Source organism: Ensifer sp. 1H6, from assembly GCF_001976035.1.
GTDB classification, from domain to species: Bacteria; Pseudomonadota; Alphaproteobacteria; order Rhizobiales; family Rhizobiaceae; genus Ensifer; species Ensifer canadensis.
This window is the reverse complement of record NZ_MOAI01000001.1, coordinates 457823-471954: the sequence shown is the minus strand read 5'-3', so window position 1 is coordinate 471954 and position 14132 is coordinate 457823. Positions and strand designations below refer to the sequence as shown.

Genomic DNA, 14132 nt, shown 5'->3' with positions numbered 1-14132 from the left:
AGGCCGATTGGGCGCGACAAATTCAGCGTGATGGAATGCCTCGAGCAAAATTAGTTGCGCCCAATGGCAAGCCGTTGGTTGGCATGGGTGCGGCTGGCATTGGCTGCTCTCACGATGGATCAGTTCGATGCCGGCTCTTGCACCTGGCCGCCACATTGGAGTCCTGGGGCAACGATTTCGGCTCGACCGGATCGTGGGAGCGCAACGCCGGTAAGATGCCGTCAAGATCGAGCGGTCGCAGTGCCCCTTAGAAACAAATCCGCGCACATCCGCGCGCGCGCGGCGATCTCTTCGATGCGGGGCGCCGGTTTCTGACGCAGCATGGCGGCCCGCTGGGGTTCCATGACCATCATCCCGCGAAGCATCCCGCAAGCTGCATGCGGATCTGCAAGCGTAAGGGCGCCGCGATCGGCCTGCTTGCGCAACCAATCTTCCATCAGGTTGTTGGTCTTGACGATCGCCTGCTCATAAAAGGAAGTTGCGATCTCCGGGAAGCGGTCGGACTCGCCGATGACAAGGCGCGTGATGGTGATGGTATCGTCGGAGAGCGTCAGCATGCCATAGGCCGTCAGCATCCGCTCGAGACCCTGCCGCAGGTCCGTCGTCGCCAGCGTGCTCACATCCAGCGCCAGCAGGAAGCGGGCGATACGATCGGAAATCAAGTCCGAAAAGACGTCGGCCTTCGTCGGGAAAAGCCTGTAGAGCGTTTTGGTCGAGACGCCCGCCTCTTGCGCGATCGCCGCAATGCTGGCTGCTGCGTATCCGTTCTCGTGGAACTGCTTGTTTGCGGCCTCGATGATGACATTCCTGGTGTCCTCGTCGCACCGCACCTGGGGTCGGCCTCGCGATCTCTTCTCGATTTTGTGATTTTGGACCATCGTGAGTTTCCAAATTTTCGTTGACTTCGATTTTATAGCGCGTATTTTGGAAAATATCAAATTTCCAATTAACAGAGGCCGTAGCCTTCGCGACCTGTTCCGGAGAATAACAATGCCTGGTAATAAGCTGCATGCCTTGAATAACAACGTCCCCTCCGCCGCTCATGCGGTTGCGGAAGCGGTGCCCGCAACGCTCGATGCCGGCAATCCGCCACGCGTCGCAGAGCTGGCCGGGTCGGCCGCTGAAGCAAGGACGGCCCGCAAACGCTCGGGCCGCTCTCTGCTCATCGGGGCAACTGCGCTCGCGTTGATTGCCGCCGGCGGCTATTTCGGCCATGACTATTGGACGGTTGGCCGCTTCCACGTGTCAACGGATGACGCCTATGTGAAGGCCGACTCCAGCACGATCGCTCCGAAGGTGGCCGGCCATATTATCGAAGTGCTTGTCAGCGACAACCAAACGGTCATCGCTGGTCAACCGCTTGCAAGAATCGACGATCGCGATTTCAGATCCGCGCTCGACCAGGCGAAGGCTGATGTCGCTGCCGCCGAGGCTACGCTTTCTGCCAAGGAAGCCGCCCTCGACATCCAGCAATCGACGATCGCCGCAGCACGCGCGACCGTCGACGTCGACAAGGCCAATGAGACCTTCGCGCAACAGAACGACAAGCGCTATTCGAATCTTGCGACTACAGGATATGGCCCGGTGCGGACCGCTGAGCAGGCAGCCTCGCAGATCGGGGTAGCCAGGGCCTCCGTCGCGCGCGACAGCGCCGTTCTCGACGCCGCGATCAAACAGGTTGATCTTTTGAACGCCGAGGTTGCCCAGGCAAAGGCCGCTCTTGCCCGTGGCCTGGCCCTTCAACGCCAGGCCGAACTCGATCTTTCCTATGCGACCATCCTCGCGCCTGTTGACGGCTCGGTGGGCAACCGCACGCTAAGGGTCGGCCAATATGTTCAGGCCGGCACGCAGTTGATGTCGATCGTGCCAATCACGGCGGTCTATGTGATCGCCAATTACAAGGAAACACAGTTGACCGACGTGCATACCGGCCAAGCTGTCGATCTCGAAGTCGATATGTTCCCCGGCCGCACCTATCATGGCCGTGTCGACAGCATCGCGCCGGCAAGTGGCCAGGAGTTTGCCCTGCTTCCGCCTGATAACGCCACGGGCAACTTCACAAAGGTCGTCCAACGTATCCCGGTCAAGATCATCCTTGATGGCCAAAGCACCGCTGCCGGCGATCTTCGCCCCGGCATGTCGGTGCAGCCGAGTATCGACACCAAAGCTGCCGCTCAGGGCGACCGGGTCTGACGGGAAAGGCGAGGAGATTGCATCCATGTCCTCCGAAATTTCAACAACCACAGTCGCCTCGCAGCCGCGGGCCAGCACCAGGGATTGGATCGCCGTACTCGCCGGCATGATCGGCGCGTTCATGGCCATTCTCAACATCCAGATTACCAATGCCTCATTGCTCGATATCGAGGGCGGCATTGGTACCGGCATCGACAATGGCGCCTGGATCTCCACCTCCTACCTGATCGGCGAAATCGTCGTCATTCCCTTGACGGCCTATTTCAGCAGCGTCTTCTCGTTCCGCCGATACATTCTGGTAAACTCCGTTCTCTTCCCGTTGTTTTCGATTGCCTGTGCCTTTGCTCACGACCTTGGAACGATGATCCTCCTGCGCGGGCTGCAGGGCTTTGCCGGTGGGGTTCTGATTCCCATGGCGTTTACCATGGTACTGACCAAGCTTCCGAAGACGCAGCAGCCGCTCGGCCTGGCGTTCTTTGCTCTATCGGTCACGTTTGCCCCGGCAATCGGCCCGACGATCGGCGGCTATCTGACCGAAAACTACGGTTGGCAGTCTATCTTTTTCATCAACGCCGTACCGAGCGCCCTCATGGTCGTTGCCCTTGCCCTGACGCTCGACAAGCAGCCGATGCAGCTCCACCTGCTGAAGGAAGGTGACTGGGCAGGAATCATTGCGATGACCGTCGGGCTCGCCGCTTTTCAGACCGTGCTTGAGGAAGGCAACAAGGAGGATTGGTTCTCCTCTCCATTCATCGTCAAGCTCAGCATCATCGCCTTCGTTTTCCTTGCCGCTTTCATCTGGATTGAACTCACCGTGAAGAAGCCGCTGGTGAACCTGCGTCTGCTGACACAGCGCAATTTCGGGATCGGCGTTGCCGTCAATATGCTCGTCGGTGTCGCGCTTTTCGGAAGCGTTTATATTCTGCCGCAATATTTGGGCCAGGTGCAGCGATACAACGCCGAGCAGATCGGCAACGTCCTGGCTTGGACGGGTTTGCCGCAGTTGCTGCTCATTCCGCTCGTCCCTGTCCTGATGAAACGGTTCGACGTCCGTTACATCGGTTTCCTCGGCATCTCGATCTTTGCAATCAGCTGCTTCATGAACATTACCCTTTCGGCGGACAGTGCCGGCGATCAGTTCTGGATCCCCAACATCGTGCGTGCGATCGGACAGGCGCTGGTGCTGACGCCGATCACCGCCATCACCACGGCTGGCATTGCTCCGTCCGACGCCGCTGCGGCCTCTGGGCTGTCCAACATGCTGCGCAACCTCGGCGGCGCCATCGGCACGGCATCGCTCGGCACGATCCTTACGAAGCGCGAGCAGTTCCATTCGAACATCATCGGCCAGTCGGTGACCCTTGCCCGGGAGGAGGTCCGCGACCGTCTCTCCCAGACTGCCAGTTACTTCATGGCGCACGGCGTTTCCGACCCGGTTCTTGCCAGTCACAAGGCGATCGCGGCTCTGGGCCAAGTCGTTCGACGCCAGGCGCTCATTCTGGGTTTCAGCGACACCTTCGCTGTCATCGGGGTCGTGCTCGCAATCGCTGCGGTTGCTTTGTTGCTGACCCAAAAGCCGGGCGCTGGAGGCGGCGCCGGTGCTCATTGAGCCCCTCGCAAAAACCATCTTTCTGAAGATAGCGGTCATGTTGCCAGCGCCGAGCCCCAAGGGGCTTCGCGCTGCACAAGGGGGAAGGTACGCAACGGAGGGTTGATCGCGGTATGTTGCTCCAACGCGGAATTACACAGGGGAAATGATGCGTATTGCCACGACGATCGGGCTGTTGCTCGCCATGAGCGCAGCGGCAAAGGCGGAGACGCTCTATTACGGCTCGCGTGCCGGCATGGAGGTGACGGTGGTGAAGAAGTCGAACATCGGGACGACTCACGCCAAAATATTCACGAAACACACGCGGGAGAATGCCACCGCCTTTTGCCAGGAGTACGTGCAGAAGGTAACGCTGAAGTGCATCGCGGACGAACTGAAGGTGGAGCTGCTGACGGAAATCTCGGCCAACTGCAAAACCGGCACGTTCATCACGCTCAATGGACAAGGCTACCAGTTCAAAGGGTCGAACCCGGACTATGATCCGACCGGGATGAGCACCGAATACCTACTGGTCGAGGAAGGCGGCGGGGAGCCGTTGGACGGCTCGAGCGCCTCCGGCTACGATGTAGCCTTGGACCAGTACAAGGCGTTGTGCCCGAACCGGGTGCAGTAATCCGGAAATCCGCCTGGCTGTGTGACAGCCAAAACCGGTGATCGCCGACATGGGCAGAATGAACGGACGATGGCGCTAGACCGCACTCTTCGCGGGGCACGACGCCGGGGCCGAAAGCTCAGCCACTATCGCCACGCTCATTGAGACCTGCAAGCTCGACGCCATCGATCCCTTGGCCTACTTGACCAGCACACTCACCGCCATCGTCAACGGGCCACAAGCAGCGACATCGGCGAACTCCTGAGTGGAATTATCCGATCAAGGTGCGATCGGGATACTGCGTATGCTGCGTCTGGCACCGCGTACTGTATTTCTTCCGCAGATAGCTGGTCAGCGCACGCTCGCGTGGCACTAAAAGCGGACCTCTAGACGTTCGACAGGGTCCTTGGTGAAATCGGAATATCGCATCCACCGAGGGACGACCTTAAACAAGACGGCACCATTCTCGACAAACTCTCTCTCAACTGGAACGCTTTCAAGATGCGCTTTCTGGTATTCCTGCATTTCGGAGGCGGAAACCTTCATGGCGTCGCCCTCATATTGAACCGTGATATTCTTGTCCCAGCCGACGACAAGTGCGACGCTTGTTCTATCTGACAGGTTCTCGAACTTGCGGGTCTGCTCGGAGGTATCGAACACGATTTCGAGGTTGTCACGCACCGAAAAGTCAATGGCCGCAGCTTCGGGCTTGCCGTCTGCATGAGATGTTGCGATCACCGCCAGGGTGTGCTGGCGCAAGAATTCCAAGATGACTTTCTTGCCTTGAGCGTTGTCCATGGCTGAAGTCCCCCGAGATAACGTAGAGGGTATCGAGAGGATGCGAATTCGCGGCATCCTCACGCCTGAAGCCTGACATAGCGCCGGAGGGGGGCAAGGTGCGACATCGGCTCCCTCCTCAACCTGGACAATCTCGATGGCCGTTTCCAAATCCTTTATCGCGAGATCGGATAGGTCTTCTCGGATTTGCGCTCGAAGGCCGCCTGCGTGAAGGTGACAGCGGAGGTCGCCGTATTCACCGGCTCGTGCGCTTCTTCCAAATCGACGCGCTAGAGCCGGCGCAGTGGCCGGAAAGCGGCGCGCAACTCGGCGCTGAAAAGCTCCGGTTCTTCCCACGCTGCGAAGTGTCCACCCTTGTCCACTCGGTTGTAGTAGATCAGGTTGTGGTACGCTCGTGCCGCCCAGTGCTTCGGCGGCCTGTAAACCTCTCCCGGGAATATCGTCACGGCCGCCGGGATCGCAATAGGAGCCAACTTGCTGTTGCCGGCGCTGCTTTCCCAATAGATCCGGCCGCTCGAGGTCGCGGTGTTCGTCAGCCAATAAAGCGTGATGTTGTCAAGGATCTCGTCGCGGCCCAACGCGCGTTCCGGTTCATCGCGTGTGAACACCCAGTCGGCGAGCTTGTCATAGAACCATGCTGCCAGTCCAACCGGCGAGTCGGCAAGGCCATAGCCGACGGTTTGTGGACGCGTTCCCATGATTGCCGCATAGCCAAAGCCCTTGCTGAGGAACTCCCTGGCCTGGTCAAAAACTGCCCGTTCCTCGGCGGTCAAATTCGCCGGTGCAGGATCACCACTTCTCAACGCCCGTGCAACTTCCGGCGGGATGGTGGTCGAGCGCTCAATCCTGTTCACATGAATGCCGAGCAGACCCGCAGGAGCCTGACGGCCCATCGCATCGGAAATGATGGCGCCCCAATCGCCGCCCTGTGACACGTAGTTTCCATATCCGAGGCGCTTCATCAGGGCGTCCCAGGCGCGAGCGACGCGATCCGGGTTCCAGCCGGTACCTTTGGGCTTTTCCGAAAAGCCGAACCCTGGAATGGACGGAAGCACGACATGGAAAGCATCTTCCGCCGTCCCTCCATGCGCCGTGGGATCGGTCAGCGGGCCAATGACTTGCAACAGTTCGAAAACGGAACCGGGCCAGCCGTGGGTCATGATGAGCGGCAATGCGTTCGCATGACGCGAGCGCACATGGATGAAGTGAATGTCGAGGCCGTCGATGTCAGTCAGAAACTGCGGCAAGGCATTAAGCTTCGCCTCTGCCTTGCGCCAATCGTAGTCAGTCTCCCAGTAGCGCACCAGCGCCTGAAGCTTCGCCAGTTGTACGCCCTGGGAGCGGTCATCGACCGTTTCAGGGTCTGGCCAGCGCGTCGCGGCAAGGCGCTTTCGAAGATCGACGAGCTCTGCCGCCGAGACATCCACACGGAAGGGGCGAACTTCGCCAGCCTCCAAAGGCTTCGTGGTGTTCGCTTGGGCGACAGCGCTGGCAGGGCGAGACACCGCAAGGGCTGCCGCCACCGCTCCATTTAAGAGCAGAGCCCGGCGCGACAGCGCAAAAGCGTTGGCGGTTTTCTCAGCGGTCATTTTCACACGTCCTTCTCTCTGCTTTCGAGGATCCATGTCGAAACGCTCACTTGACCGGAACGACAAGCGGGGTTCCTTTCTCGACGATGTAGGTCGCGAGCTCCGATGCCTTGCCGCTGCCGACATTCTTCGCGAGATGAGCCACCCCGGCCGGAATGAACAGGGCCTCGCCGGCATGAAGGGTAACCGGCGCTCTACCCTCGAGCTGGTATTCCAGCGAGCCTTCGAGGACATAGGCCACCTCTTCGCCCGGATGAGAGTGCTTGATGGAGATGGCGCCGGGCCCGAAGTCGACGCGTGCCTGAACGGTTTCGTGCGCGGGTATGCTGAGATCGTGCTGCACAAGGTCGGTGCGCTGAATTCCCGGTTGCTGTGCGTTGGCCGTGGGCAGCGCCAATCCACTTCCAACGATCAGCAGCGCACCCGCCATGACATGAGACATATTCATATGGTCTTCCTTTCCGCATTGTTCGAGCCTTCGTCTTCGAGGCCAGCGGCACCATTTGAGTGCGTTCGTGTATTGACGATGTGTCCGCCCGACGGGCCGTTTGTAACGGCATGTATCGCCGCTCACGTCCCGGGTCCGTATGGCGATAAAGGGCAGTTGTATGAGGATGTATCCGCCCGGCAGTTTGACACAGTTCGATACGCACCGGCTGCATTTGTGAAAAATGCGATACACAAGAAACGCGCAAATCTCCTCTGCGAGCCGAGGATGGTGTCACCACCCTGGCCGCGCGCAACATAAGAGGAAGATCGTAATGAACGCTATCACAGCTCAGTCCGACAAGCCCCGCGGGCTGCCGGGCCACTCGACCGTAGGCACCAATGACCTGGATGCTGCAGCGGCTTTCTATGACAAGCTGCTCGGCGTATTCGGTATCGGCCGCGTTCTGGTGCAGCCCGGAAGGGCTGTCTATTACGGGCACAAGGCGCTCGAATTCGGCGTGATCAGCCCCTTCAACGGCGCGCCGGCAAACGTCGGGAATGGCGGGATGGTCGCCTTCGAAGCACGGTCCCGTGCTCATGTTCAGGAGGCCCACGCGGTTGCTTTGGCGGCTGGCGGCTCTGACGAGGGCGCTCCAGGTCCGAGAGGGGAAAACGCCGACGGCCCGTACTGCGCATATTTTCGCGACCCTGAAGGCAACAAGTTCCTCGTGTACAGAAATGGACCTGACGAGGCTTGATCGTCGGGCATCACCGTTGACCGGGCCACCGGGTTTTCAACGCGATGATCCAGCGGCCGCGGGCCGACTCTTGAACCCAAACAGTGTGACGCCCCGGCGTATCCGACGCCCGGCATCCGCTCAGATGCCGCTCAATTGGGGGCATCTTTTTGTTGCAAGGTCGGACATATCAACAAGACGGCCGGCCCAACGGGGACGCGGTTGCGCGGGTGGGTAACCTGCCCGCGCTCCCACCATGCAACTTCAGTGGTCGAAGTAGGAGTTTGTTCCCACCTGTCTGGATGAACACACAGACCGTCATGGACTGCTGCCACTGGGTTTTGCTTGGGCCGTAGGTCATACCCGATGCGACGCCATCTCGCCTCTGGACGGTTGCACAAGTCGATCACGGAACTGCACGACAAAGAGCACAACAAGCCTTGTGCGCTAAAGGCTCGGTTCTCCGTTTCCGACTCCAATTGCAGGCCCCGCGACGTGATGTTTGCGCCTAGGATGGCCATTATCAATGTTAAAATTAACAGTTACGTACTTTCCCCATTCCCCGCGCGCGTTAGGTAATCGATCTCACAGCGGCAACAGCTGTTGTAAGAAAGCTCACGAAGCTTTCGCGAACTGCAGTCTCTATCGATGGTGGCAGCGCCACCGCGAGCATCTCATCTGAATACAATCGGGAGAAGTGAGAATGCGAATTCAGCGATATTTATCTGGCTTGTCGATCATTGCCATCATTGCGGCCACTGCAATGCCCGTCCATGCACAAAGTCCACAGCCGCAAAAGGACGCGACGGAGGCAACGAAAGCTGCCAATGGCAAACTGCTGCAACAACTTCCTTTCAGCGACACGACTGAATTCGAGGATGCCAAACGCGGCTTAGTCGCTCCCTTGCCGAGCGAACTTATCAAGGGAGAGAGCGGGAACGCGATCTGGAACCCTGAACAGTACGGCTTCATCAAGGAAGGGGCCGAAGCGCCGGCGACCGTCAATCCTAGCCTTTGGCGGCAGTCGCAGCTCATCAACATGAGCGGTCTGTTTGAGGTAACCGACGGAATCTATCAGGTCCGCAACCTCGATCTTTCCAATATGACGATCATTGAAGGCACCGAGGGCATCACCATTGTCGACCCGCTCGTCTCTGCCGAGACGGCAAAAGTTGCCATCGACCTCTACTTCAAGAACCGGGGCACCAAGCCTGTGAAGGCGGTCATCTACACGCACAGCCATGTCGACCACTACGGCGGTGTGCGCGGCGTGGTTTCAGAAGACGACGTCACCTCCGGCAAAGTTAAAATCTACGCTCCGGAAGGCTTCCTGGAAGCCGCTGTGGCGGAGAACGTGATGGCTGGTACGGCCATGAGCCGCCGGGCAAGTTACATGTACGGCAACCTGCTTGCGCCCGACCCGAAAGGCCAGGTCGGTGCTGGACTTGGCACCACGACATCGGCCGGAACGGTGACGCTCATTCCTCCGACCGACATCATCACCAAGACCGGTCAGAAAGAAACAATCGACGGCCTCACCTACGAATTCCTGATGGCCCCTGGCTCCGAAGCGCCTTCGGAAATGCTGTGGTACATCGAGGAGAAAAAGGCGATCTCGGCCGCCGAAGACGCGACCCACACGCTCCACAATACCTACTCGCTTCGTGGCGCCAAAATCCGCGAGCCTCTACCGTGGTCCAAGTATCTGAACGAGGCGCTCGTCATGTGGGGCGACAAGGCGGAGGTGATGTTTGCCCAACACCATTGGCCGACGTGGACCAACGAGAAGGTCGTGAACCTGCTTGAAAAGCAGCGCGATCTCTATCGCTACATCAATGACGAAACACTGCGCATGGTGAACCATGGGATGACTATGCGGGAAATCGCCGAGACGTTCAAACTGCCGCCTAGCCTCGATAATTTCTGGGCAAACCGCGGCTATTACGGCTCGATCTATCACGATGTCGCGGCCACATACGTGCTTTATCTCGGCTGGTTCGACGGCAACCCTTCGACGCTGCACGAACTTCCGCCGGTCGAAGCGAGCAAGAAATACGTCGAGTTCATGGGCGGTTCGGACGCCGTTCTGGACAAGGCGAAGAAGTCGTTCGAGGCGGGGGACTACCGCTGGGTTGCCCAGGTCGCAAACCATGTCGTCTTTGCCGATCCGAACAACCAGCCCGCCAAGGATCTCGTCGCCGATGCGCTGGAACAGCTCGGCTATCAGGCGGAGTCCGGACCCTGGCGCAACTTCTACCTGACGGGTGCGAAAGAGCTGCGCGAGGGTGTTAAAAAACTTCCGACGCCGAATACAGCCAGCCCGGACACCGTGCGTGCGATGTCGCTGGACCTGTTCTTCGACTATCTCGGCGTACGGCTCAATGCTGAAAAGGCCGGCGACGCTCACATCGTCCTCAATTTCGACTTTGGTGCCGACGGCAAGTATCTCGTCGAACTCGAGAACGGTGTCTTGAACAACACGAAAGACAAGCAAGCCGACGAGGCTGACGCAACCATCACCCTGACGCGAGCCGATCTAAACAGCATTGCACTCGGGGAGACCAAACTCGACCAGGCCGTTTCCGACGGCAAGGTCAAGGTCGCCGGCGACAACGCCAAACTCGGCCAGCTCGTTTCAATGCTCGATAGTTTCGACTTCTGGTTCAACATAGTGACGCCGTGACGAAACCTGATCTTCCTGCCGTCTTAGGGCGGCAGGAAGCTTTCCTCCATTTTTCAGGCGCACGATGAGCATGCAGGCATAAAGCGTTCAAGCCAATGCACCTGAAAGCCAAAATTCGCCATTGGTGTAAGACAATCCGCCGAAAAGCTCAGAAACGGATTTAATGCCCCACATTTTTGGAAACCATTGGAACCGCTGGTTTTCCCGAATTCCTCGTTGACCAAGATTCTGCCGATGACTTCCTGGCGGAGGGGCTTCGGCCCTGGCTGCTGGCGATGGCTTGAGGACAAAGCCGAAACACCCCTGACGCTTCGCAGAAGGAAGGCTATGACCACTCCCTATTCCTTCATCTCAACCTTTATGGCATGCCGAACGCCTCGTCTGATCCACCCGACAGCGAAATGATGAACGCGCCCGAAGAAGGGTTGAGTGGACGAAAACAGCCGAGCATGGCAATGGGTGGACACTAGGCTCCGAAATTGCACCAATGGGATGCGACGTCGCGCGGTAGAGAGCTTGATGCTTTTTATGGAAGCTCGATCTCGCCATTTACAACGTGGTTGAGGTCGGTGCCTTCCGCCGTCAGCGTCATGCGAACCTTCAGCGTCTTTTCGCCGGTCTGCCCTTCGCGCACCGTCTCCTCGATCTTGCGCTGCGAGGTGATGCCGACTTCCTTCAAGAACTTGCGGATGGATAAATTGAAGGCGTCTTCGCTCATGGCGGAACTCCTCTGTGTCCGGACGGGATTGTAAGGGAAGGCGAGTTGTCAAGGAAGCAGGATCGTGAGGCGCGCGGTGTGGACGACTCAGGCCAGTTCCATGATGCCGCTATCGGCCGACAGATCGTCGAGCGCAATGACGGCGATGCATCCGTCGAACGTTCCGACAGCCAGCAAGGCGTCTGAAGCATCCATCGCATAGATGACCGTGGCAACTCCGTCGACGGCGGCACGCGCCTTCGCCACGACCGTGCCGGCTGCCGCGTCGAGCACGAGGATCGTGCCGTCGAGCAGCGCCGCAACAACAAGTCCTATTGGCGCAACATGAACCACGGCGCTGGCGGCCGCAGCGGTGGCGTGACGCCAGATCTCACGGCCCGGTCGCTCGATCGCCTTTCGGTAGATGAAGCCATGATGGCCCTGACGCGGATCCGGGTGATAGTACCGGCCGGCCACGACGATACCACGACCGGCGTCGTCCTCGACGTAACAGCCGATGCATTCCATGGCATGACTGGCGTGGCTGCCGTCGGCAGGCAGGAGCGGCCACAAGTCCTCGACGGTGCCGTCCGGTTTGACGCGGCAGAGACGTTTCTTCTTGTGTGAGGTCGGTGGCGTGCCTTGCAGCAGGTAGAGATCTGGTGCGCCATCGATGCCGATATGATGATTGAAACAGTCATAATCGCCGAGGTCGACGAACCGAGCCTGTCCGGTGCCGATATCGATCAGGACATCGGCCTGACCAACGCCCGCCGGATGCCTGTCGCGCCGCCCCAGAACCCGACCGTCGCGGGAGGAGACAAAGGAATAGACGCCCTCGAACGTACCAAATTCCGCAAGCCGGCCATCACGGAGCACCTGCAGTCGCGAGCGCGGTGCTTCGCCAAGCGCTGAGGCAGGCGGTCCGATCTGAACAATCGGCGGCGACGATCGCAGGATGCGCGCGCCATACCCCTCACCGGAGAAGCAGACGACGCTGCCGTTCTCCAGGTCATGAATTTCGAGCAGGCAGTGGTCATGGACGGCGGCGAGCCGGCCGCTGTCCAGCCAAGCGACGTCCCAGATTGCGCCTCGCTGCACCAGTCGATCGGTGCCGAACCAATTGGCCAGCTGCCGTTCCATCGCCGATTGCCGATCTTGATCGGACATCTGCCTATCGATCAGCTGACGCGCGATCCATGTCGCCGGATCGATCTCGACAGCGATACTGCCGACTGCCCCCTCGTAAGCAACGTTCACCGGGTAGAGTCGGTCGAACGGATCTTCCTCGCTTTCTTCGCTGCCCCACTCTTCGTCCCAAGGACTGACCAGCAGATCGAGCCGATCGCCAGCGACATTGAAGCTGCAGCGCTCAATCTCGGGGAGACCCCCGGCCAGCGGCCAAGACCGATCAGATGACCAGTTCCAAGCGACCAGCTCGCCTTCAAAAAACCAGCCACCATCGTAGCTGCCTGCCGCAATCGCGATGACCGGTTCGTGCGGATGAAAGCTGATGTCGTTGATCGGGAGCCGCAGCATATCGAAGGCCGCAAAGGGCCGCCGCTCGCCGCGATGGTAGAGGGCCAGCCGATGGCGCAACCTTTGCCCGGTATAGGCGGCACGCCCTGGCGGATTTGTAAGCAGCGGAAACAAGCTCGCGACGGCCAAGATATGGCTATCCGGGCTAACGAACACACCCGTTATTTTGCCGTTTCCGGGGAGCGTTGGAGAAAAAACAATCAAGCAATCGGCCCTCGTCGCTTTCAAAGCCTTGCCGGATAATTTGATATCTACGCCGCATGATCAACCGGCAAGAAGCTCGCAAACTACTAATGTCCGTAGCGTGACATGGCGGGTGCCGACGGTTTGAATTCTTTCGAGAGCAATCAAGTTTGAGGCCCGCTCATGTTATATTCATTCATGAACGTTGCGCCGGGTCTGGAAGAATGCCCTTGAGGATCGTCTCGGTAATCGTCGTCGCCGCCGTGTCATAATCCTCTGCCTTCAAACGCGCCTTCTTCAGTCCGTCGGCTGCGATGGGCTCGAAATCCGCGTAGAATTGGGTTGATGCCCAAAGCATGATGAACAGGTGGCGCGGATCGACCGGAAGCATCTTTCCTGCCGCAATCCATCCCTCGACGACTGCCACGTGCGCATCCGTGACCTGGCGCATGTGGTCGCGATCCTTCTTCTTCAGAAACCGGGCGCCCTGGATGATCTCGCTGGCAAAGAGCCGGGATTCCGCAGTGTTCTTGCGCGTGTAGTCGAGCTTGGCCTTGATGTAGAGGCGGAAGGCGTCAGCCGGCTCGCGCTCGGGCGAAATGTATTTCAGCGCGTCGTCCCAGCTGGCGATGAGGTGTGTAACGATGGCCTTGTAGATCTCCTCCTTGGAGGAGAAGTAGTAATAGACGTTGGCCTTGGGCAGGCCCGAGGCCTCGGCGATCTCGGCGATGCGTGTGCCGTCGAAGCCCTTACGCGCGAATATCTCGATCCCGGCCTTGATGATGAGGCGCATATTGCGTGCGCGGATACGCTCCTCCGGATCTCGTGCTGCCCTTGCCATGCGATCTCGCCTCCATCTCGCCGCCGCTCCCTACCAGACAATCATGCGTGGCGGCGAGACCGTTTCCGCAATTTCCGAGTTTTCCGGCAAAATGCAAGCGCATCGCCTTTTGTAAAAAAAAGTTGACGATCTGGTCAAAAAAACCTGACGATCTAGTCATTTTTTGCGTTCATGAAAGTTGACACTTTGGTCAGCTTTTGTCTAGTCTCCTGTCAAACGAGTTGGAGGGGCGGTGCGATGAT

At 59.0% G+C, this 14132-nt stretch carries 12 protein-coding genes and 1 pseudogene; 6 read left to right on the top strand and 7 right to left on the bottom strand.

From position 1 onward, the window contains the following. Positions 1-221: 221 nt before the first annotated feature. On the bottom strand, positions 222-878 hold the full coding sequence (locus BKP54_RS02075) for a TetR/AcrR family transcriptional regulator (RefSeq protein ID WP_057206895.1): 657 nt from the start codon (positions 876-878) through the stop codon (positions 222-224). 112 nt (positions 879-990) lie between these two features. Between BKP54_RS02075 and BKP54_RS02070 the strand changes: the two genes are divergently transcribed. From BKP54_RS02070 to BKP54_RS02055, 4 genes and pseudogenes are all read left to right on the top strand, one after another. Further along, the gene (locus tag BKP54_RS02070) at positions 991-2193 is read left to right on the top strand and encodes an HlyD family secretion protein (RefSeq protein ID WP_084814128.1); all 1203 of its coding nucleotides are present in this window, start codon (positions 991-993) and stop codon (positions 2191-2193) included. A gap of 25 nt (positions 2194-2218) precedes the next feature. After that, positions 2219-3802, top strand: coding sequence for a DHA2 family efflux MFS transporter permease subunit (locus BKP54_RS02065; RefSeq protein WP_057226120.1), 1584 nt, complete (start codon positions 2219-2221; stop codon positions 3800-3802). 148 nt (positions 3803-3950) lie between these two features. After that, a complete protein-coding gene (locus tag BKP54_RS02060; protein ID WP_084814127.1) occupies positions 3951-4415 on the top strand; it encodes a hypothetical protein in 465 nt (154 codons plus the stop codon). A gap of 82 nt (positions 4416-4497) precedes the next feature. Further along, positions 4498-4741: pseudogene (locus tag BKP54_RS02055) on the top strand (transposase domain-containing protein); the annotation flags it as partial. Positions 4742-4766: 25 nt separating this feature from the next. On the opposite strand, the gene BKP54_RS02050 reads toward BKP54_RS02055, so the two are convergent. The 3 genes from BKP54_RS02050 to BKP54_RS02040 all read right to left on the bottom strand — a co-directional run bounded on the left by BKP54_RS02050 (position 4767) and on the right by BKP54_RS02040 (position 7229). Further along, the gene (locus BKP54_RS02050) at positions 4767-5192 is read right to left on the bottom strand and encodes a pyridoxamine 5'-phosphate oxidase family protein (RefSeq protein ID WP_057206903.1); all 426 of its coding nucleotides are present in this window, start codon (positions 5190-5192) and stop codon (positions 4767-4769) included. A 269-nt stretch (positions 5193-5461) separates the two neighbouring features. Next, positions 5462-6781 (bottom strand): epoxide hydrolase, encoded by a 1320-nt coding sequence (locus tag BKP54_RS02045; RefSeq protein WP_084814126.1) that lies wholly within the window; start codon positions 6779-6781, stop codon positions 5462-5464. Positions 6782-6827: 46 nt separating this feature from the next. Further along, a complete protein-coding gene (locus BKP54_RS02040) occupies positions 6828-7229 on the bottom strand; it encodes a cupin domain-containing protein (protein ID WP_084814125.1) in 402 nt (133 codons plus the stop codon). Positions 7230-7542: 313 nt separating this feature from the next. Between BKP54_RS02040 and BKP54_RS02035 the strand changes: the two genes are divergently transcribed. After that, positions 7543-7968 (top strand): VOC family protein, encoded by a 426-nt coding sequence (locus BKP54_RS02035; RefSeq protein WP_084814124.1) that lies wholly within the window; start codon positions 7543-7545, stop codon positions 7966-7968. A 742-nt stretch (positions 7969-8710) separates the two neighbouring features. Further along, a complete protein-coding gene (locus BKP54_RS02030) occupies positions 8711-10630 on the top strand; it encodes an alkyl sulfatase dimerization domain-containing protein (protein ID WP_280951614.1) in 1920 nt (639 codons plus the stop codon). Between the two features lie 526 nt (positions 10631-11156). Here the strand turns inward: BKP54_RS02030 and BKP54_RS02025 are convergent. From BKP54_RS02025 to BKP54_RS02015, 3 genes are all read right to left on the bottom strand, one after another. Then, positions 11157-11348 carry a DUF6494 family protein gene (locus BKP54_RS02025; RefSeq protein WP_025430499.1) on the bottom strand — a complete coding sequence of 64 codons (192 nt, stop codon included), beginning with the start codon at positions 11346-11348 and terminating at the stop codon, positions 11157-11159. Positions 11349-11435: 87 nt separating this feature from the next. Then, positions 11436-12995: a hypothetical protein gene (locus BKP54_RS02020; RefSeq protein WP_198956808.1), complete on the bottom strand. Its 1560-nt coding sequence runs from the start codon at positions 12993-12995 to the stop codon at positions 11436-11438. Positions 12996-13245: 250 nt separating this feature from the next. Beyond that, entirely contained in the window at positions 13246-13890 is a 645-nt protein-coding gene (locus BKP54_RS02015; RefSeq protein WP_025430497.1) for a TetR family transcriptional regulator C-terminal domain-containing protein, read from the bottom strand. Positions 13891-14132: the final 242 nt, after the last annotated feature.

Excerpts from the sequence above, each read along its gene's own strand:
- BKP54_RS02075 (WP_057206895.1), bottom strand. The coding sequence starts at position 878 with ATGGTCCAAAATCACAAAATCGAGAAGAGATCGCGAGGCCGACCCCAG.
- BKP54_RS02070 (WP_084814128.1), top strand. The coding sequence starts at position 991 with ATGCCTGGTAATAAGCTGCATGCCTTGAATAACAACGTCCCCTCCGCC.
- BKP54_RS02065 (WP_057226120.1), top strand. The coding sequence starts at position 2,219 with ATGTCCTCCGAAATTTCAACAACCACAGTCGCCTCGCAGCCGCGGGCC.
- BKP54_RS02060 (WP_084814127.1), top strand. The coding sequence starts at position 3,951 with ATGCGTATTGCCACGACGATCGGGCTGTTGCTCGCCATGAGCGCAGCG.
- BKP54_RS02050 (WP_057206903.1), bottom strand. The coding sequence starts at position 5,192 with ATGGACAACGCTCAAGGCAAGAAAGTCATCTTGGAATTCTTGCGCCAG.
- BKP54_RS02045 (WP_084814126.1), bottom strand. The coding sequence starts at position 6,781 with ATGACCGCTGAGAAAACCGCCAACGCTTTTGCGCTGTCGCGCCGGGCT.
- BKP54_RS02040 (WP_084814125.1), bottom strand. The coding sequence starts at position 7,229 with ATGAATATGTCTCATGTCATGGCGGGTGCGCTGCTGATCGTTGGAAGT.
- BKP54_RS02035 (WP_084814124.1), top strand. The coding sequence starts at position 7,543 with ATGAACGCTATCACAGCTCAGTCCGACAAGCCCCGCGGGCTGCCGGGC.
- BKP54_RS02030 (WP_280951614.1), top strand. The coding sequence starts at position 8,711 with ATGCCCGTCCATGCACAAAGTCCACAGCCGCAAAAGGACGCGACGGAG.
- BKP54_RS02025 (WP_025430499.1), bottom strand. The coding sequence starts at position 11,348 with ATGAGCGAAGACGCCTTCAATTTATCCATCCGCAAGTTCTTGAAGGAA.
- BKP54_RS02015 (WP_025430497.1), bottom strand. The coding sequence starts at position 13,890 with ATGGCAAGGGCAGCACGAGATCCGGAGGAGCGTATCCGCGCACGCAAT.